The 4,894-nt window shown below is 60.0% G+C and carries 1 protein-coding gene and 1 pseudogene; one reads left to right on the top strand and one right to left on the bottom strand.

What is annotated here, in order from left to right:
* The first annotated feature begins 295 nt into the window (after window positions 1-295).
* On the top strand, window positions 296-3,631 hold the full coding sequence (locus tag NKI16_RS33760; RefSeq protein WP_352924775.1) for an AAA family ATPase: 3,336 nt from the start codon (window positions 296-298) through the stop codon (window positions 3,629-3,631).
* Window positions 3,632-4,614: 983 nt separating this feature from the next.
* On the opposite strand, the pseudogene NKI16_RS33765 reads toward NKI16_RS33760, so the two are convergent.
* Window positions 4,615-4,824 (bottom strand): annotated as a pseudogene (locus NKI16_RS33765) (SDR family NAD(P)-dependent oxidoreductase); the annotation flags it as partial.
* Window positions 4,825-4,894: the final 70 nt, after the last annotated feature.

Here is a 4,894-nt window from a genome sequence, read left to right on the forward strand (position 1 = left end):
TCGGAGGACAGCCAGCCGGCCAGATGTTCGAACATCGCCGCCACATCTCAGGTGGCCACCGCTTCCGCGATTACTTCATGTTCGTTCTCTGACCCGAGGCGGATGCTTGATCACTAGGAGCGTATCGTCCGGTTTGCTGCCAAAAGCTATCACCGCCGCGGCAACCATGTCGGGCTCCAAGCCCCAGATGCTTCGAGAGGGACCTCCACTTCGACAGAAATCCGAGTCTACAGCATTTCCCTGGCATCTGAGTTAATATCGCGGCTGAGGGAACCGAATTCTTAGGAGAGCTGGTGTGGACGTTGCCGCTTGGTTGCGAGGCCTCGGCCTCCAGCAATACGAGCAGGCATTTCGCGACAACGCGATTGACGCGGAAGTCCTGCCTGAGCTGACCGATGCCGACCTTGAGAAACTCGGTATGCTCCTCGGTCATCGCAAGCGATTCCGCAAGGCGATAGTGGGGCTGGGGCCGTCGTCAAGCCATCGCGACGCGAGCACCGATGACATCGCGGCTCAGAGCCGCACCCCGGGTCTAAGCGCGGAGCGTCGACAGCTGACCGTAATGTTCGTGGATCTCGTCGGCTCGACGGCGCTGGCGACGCGTCTGGATCCCGAGGACCTGCGTGAGACCATCGGAGCGTATCACCGCTGTGTCGCCGATACGGTCGCCAACTTCGGCGGCTTTGTCGCCAAGTATATGGGCGACGGAGTTTTGGTGTATTTCGGCTACCCGCAGGCGCACGAGAACGCCGCCGAGCAGGCGGTGCGCGCTGGCCTTGCTCTCATCGATGCCGTTAGGCGACTCCCAGAGCCCAAGCCATTGCGGGTTCGTATCGGCATCGGCACCGGAGAGGTCGTCGTTGGCGATCTGATCACCGCCGGCGAAGGGCAAGAGCGCGGCGTCGTGGGCGAGACGCCGAACCTCGCCGCCCGCCTGCAAGCTCTTGCCGAACCCGACGCGGTCGTGATCGGGTCGCAAACGCGGCAGCTGGTCGGCGATCTTTTCGAATATCGCGATCTTGGCGCCGTCGAGGTGAAAGGCTTTCCGGAGCCGATCCATCCCTATCAAGTGTTTCGTGAGAGCGCTGTCGAAAGCCGGTTCGAGGCGCTGCATGGGACGACGCCCACGCCGCTGGTCGGGCGTGAGGAGGAGGTCGACCTGCTGCAGCGCCACTGGCATCGCGCGAAAAGTGGTGAAGGTCGTGTGGTGCTGCTCTCAGGCGAGCCCGGCATCGGAAAGTCGCGCCTCACCGTCATATTGCAGGAGCGGATCCAGAATGAGCGACACACCCGCTTGCGCTATTTCTGTTCGCCGCACCATCAAGACAGCGCGCTCCACCCGACCATTGCGCAGCTAGAACGTGCCGCCGGGTTGGAGCGCGACGACCCACCTGATAGGAAGCTGGATAAGCTTGCGGCCCTGCTTGGCCCGACCTCGCCGGAGGACGTGGCGCTGCTGGCCGAGCTGCTGTCGTTGCCGACCGAAGGTCGCTTCCCGCCTCTCCAAGTGACGCCCCAGCGTAAGAAAGAGAAGACCTTCGATGCGTTGCTCCGGCAGCTCGAAGACCTGGCGCGACAAGGTCCGGTGCTGATGCTCTTCGAGGATGTGCACTGGATCGACCCCAGCTCGCGCGAGCTGCTCGACCTTGTAGTCGAGCGCGTGCCGCGCCTGCCAGTGCTGCTTCTCCTCACGTTCCGCCCCGAGTTTCAACCGCCATGGACCGGGCAGGCGCACGTCACGGTTCTTGTCCTCAACCGGCTCGACCGTCGTGAAGGCGCCGCGCTGGTCCAGCGGGTCGTCGGCACCGGGGAGCTGCCGAGCGACGTTGTCGCGGAGATCATCGCGCGCACGGATGGGGTGCCACTGTTCGTCGAGGAGCTGACCAAGGCGGTGTTGGAGGGCGGCAACACCAGGACAGTGCTCTCAAGAGCTGCTGCGACGGCGTTGAACGTACCCGCCACGCTGCATGCCTCGTTGATGGCGCGGCTCGATCGCCTCGGCTCAACCGTTAAGGAGGTCGCCCAGGTCGGCGCGGTTCTCGGTCGGGAGTTCTCCTACAAATTGCTGGCAGCGGTCGCACAGCGAAATGCCGCTGATCTAAATGGCGCACTGGATCAACTCGTCGGCGCCGGTCTGGTGTTCTGCCGCGGGACCCGGCCACTGGCCACTTACCTCTTCAAGCATGCGCTCGTTCAGGACGCAGCGTATGGCACGCTGCTGCGCGCCAAGCGCCAGGAGATACATAAGCGTGTCGCAGACGTGTTGGAGGAAAAGTGGACCGAAATCACTGAACCGCAACCCGAGCTCCTCGCGCACCACCTTCAGGAAGCTGGGGATTGGGCGGGCGCGCTCGATCACTGGCAAAAGGCGGGAGGGGCCGCCGTGGCCAGAGCTGCCACTCGGGAAGCCGTGTCGCACTTTGCCAGTGCCATTGACTGCAGCAGGAGACTTGGCGATGTGTCCGGCGGCGCCGAACGGATGACGCGTCTCCACCTTGGGATGGCCAATGCCTTGATGCAGGCTGAAGGGTATCGTTCTGAGCGCCTTGGGAAGACGCTTGAAGGTGCACGTTTTGCCGCCGCGAACACTGCATTGGTCGAATTGCAATGTGACGTTGCGCTTTCACTCGCTCCATTTTTTTATGCCACTGGGCGCAATCACGATTACCTGGCCCTGGCCGAAGAGCAGCTCGCAAACGATACCAATCTCGTTCCAGCGGCTTATCTGAGTGCACTTTGGGCGGCAAAGGGGATTGCTCACTACAACCGGGGAGAACAACCGCTGGCAGCGGAGGCCCTACGCAAGGCCTTAGCTCTGAGTGAACGTGTTGAAGCAAGTCGTCGTATCTTGTTCGCTGGTGCGGATCAACGGCTCTCTGCCCAAGAGTATCTTAGCGGTTCGCTGATCATATTGGGCTTCTTTGACGATGCCGTCGAACAAAAAGAGCAACTGATTCGAACTGTCGGTCAGCTCGATAAACCGTTTGACCTCGCCTGGTATCTTCTCGCTCAGTGTGAATTTTTTGCTATATTCGGCCAATACGAGGAACTACTTGAGACCGCTACGAAGATCGTCGAAATTTGCGATCGGCATGGCTACGCGGCGCGTCGAAGCAGCGGCATTAGGTGGCGTGGCCATGCCCGCTCGCATTTAGGTGAACTGGATGCCGGCATCGATGACGTCCGGGAGAGTATGGTTCTTTGGCGTGGGCAGGGCGTCGTATTTCATACCCCTGAGAAAACATGCGAACTTTGTGATCTTCTCCTGCGGGCCGGTCGCATCGAAGATGCATCGCAAATGCTTGATGATGTCGATGCCCTCGTTTTCGATACGGACGAGGCCAGCTACCTAGCAGAATGTATTCGCCTTCGTGGCCAGATCGCCGCAGGCAGAGGTGACCTGACGGGCGCCGCGCACCTATTCGAAACAGCAATTGCTACTGCCCGTCGGCAGCAAGCGAGACTCTTCGAGCTTCGCGCCGCAACGCAACTAGCACCAGTTCTGGCACGTCAAGGTCGTGTCCATGAGGCCGCGACGTGCCTACGATCCGTGATCGACGCGTTTGAGACCAGATATCCGGTCGTCGATCTGATCGCAGCGCAAAGGGCGCTGGAGACGCTGGGCCAATGAGTTTCGCCGCCTTGCGTTGGGGCTCCAATGACTGGTTAGCGTCGATTGGATACAATCTGCTTGGCTCATTGCGCACCCAAGGGCACCGTCTGGACCGGAATGTAACGGGAATGGTTGAGATGAGACGTTCACGCTTGTCCCCGCGTAGGTCCGCTACGGCGCGACCACGACTTCCAGCATGGTCACACGCGATGTCCGCTTCCGGGCGGAGGCAAATTTTGCCTCTAGGGCCGACTTTAGGCGCAAAGCTGTCATTCGCCGTTCGAGAGAGAAAAGTTTCTTTCGGTAAACCCATGACATGGACAACTAGCACGGAGTGGCCCCTTTCCTGCCGGAGCGAACACGGCATTGACCCTGCCGCGCTCGCTGCCACCGCAACACTGATGAATTCAAAGGAGCAGTGCGGCCGCTCCTACCCCGATGAACAAACAGAGGGCACCGATCTCGTTCGCCATCCGCCAATAGTCCCCGGAAAAAGCCCGTGGCGCCAATGAGAAGCCGCAGCATTCAGACTCGAACCAGTATCTCCATCCGCGTTTGAGAGATGTTCCGCACCTGCAAAATAATGACCGAATGATCTCAATCTATTATAGTTGAACACGAGTCTCACGAGATGCAACGCTGCACCGCCTCGCGAGTTGATTTTGAAGGATTTTTCTAGAATTCCATAGCGATTTGTATCTCAGTCCGTATCGCACGATACGGACCTAGCCACTAGGTAAGTGGCCCTTCTTACGAGGAACCGAAACGACATTCAGCGTTGTCGTGCTTTCGCCAGTTGCGGCCATTCAGAGAGCTGACCCAAAGCTGCGGTTCCGTAGCGATTTCCGGCTCGGACCGTCGTCACTCATAACTTTGACGCGACATAGTCCGCACGGGACGACAACGATTGATCCAGATGGACTCGCAGAGTGCCCAACAGGGGCGCACGCCAGTTCAGGTTGTTCGGGACTGGATTTGCGGCACCGGGCTTGGATGCCGCAAATGCAGGGCTCCTTTTCGATCCATCCGGGCGAGACCCGCACCACACGGATCCCCTTTGGCGTGACCTCCTTGGAAAAGGCTCTTGCTGCAAGTCGAAAGCGCCGCCTTCGCTGCGGCCCGGTAGTTGATGCCGGGAGCGGAAGCTCGCGCTGGATCGAGGTGACATGGATGACCACGCCCGAGCCTTGCTCCATCATCATCGGCAACAGGGCAGATCAAGCAGGGTTCATCGGCTTCGCGCGAGGATGATTTGGAACGACGGGAAGACCAAAGACGTTC

Origin of the sequence: Mesorhizobium sp. M0698, assembly GCF_040320455.1 — a bacterium.
GTDB lineage: Bacteria > Pseudomonadota > Alphaproteobacteria > Rhizobiales > Rhizobiaceae > Mesorhizobium.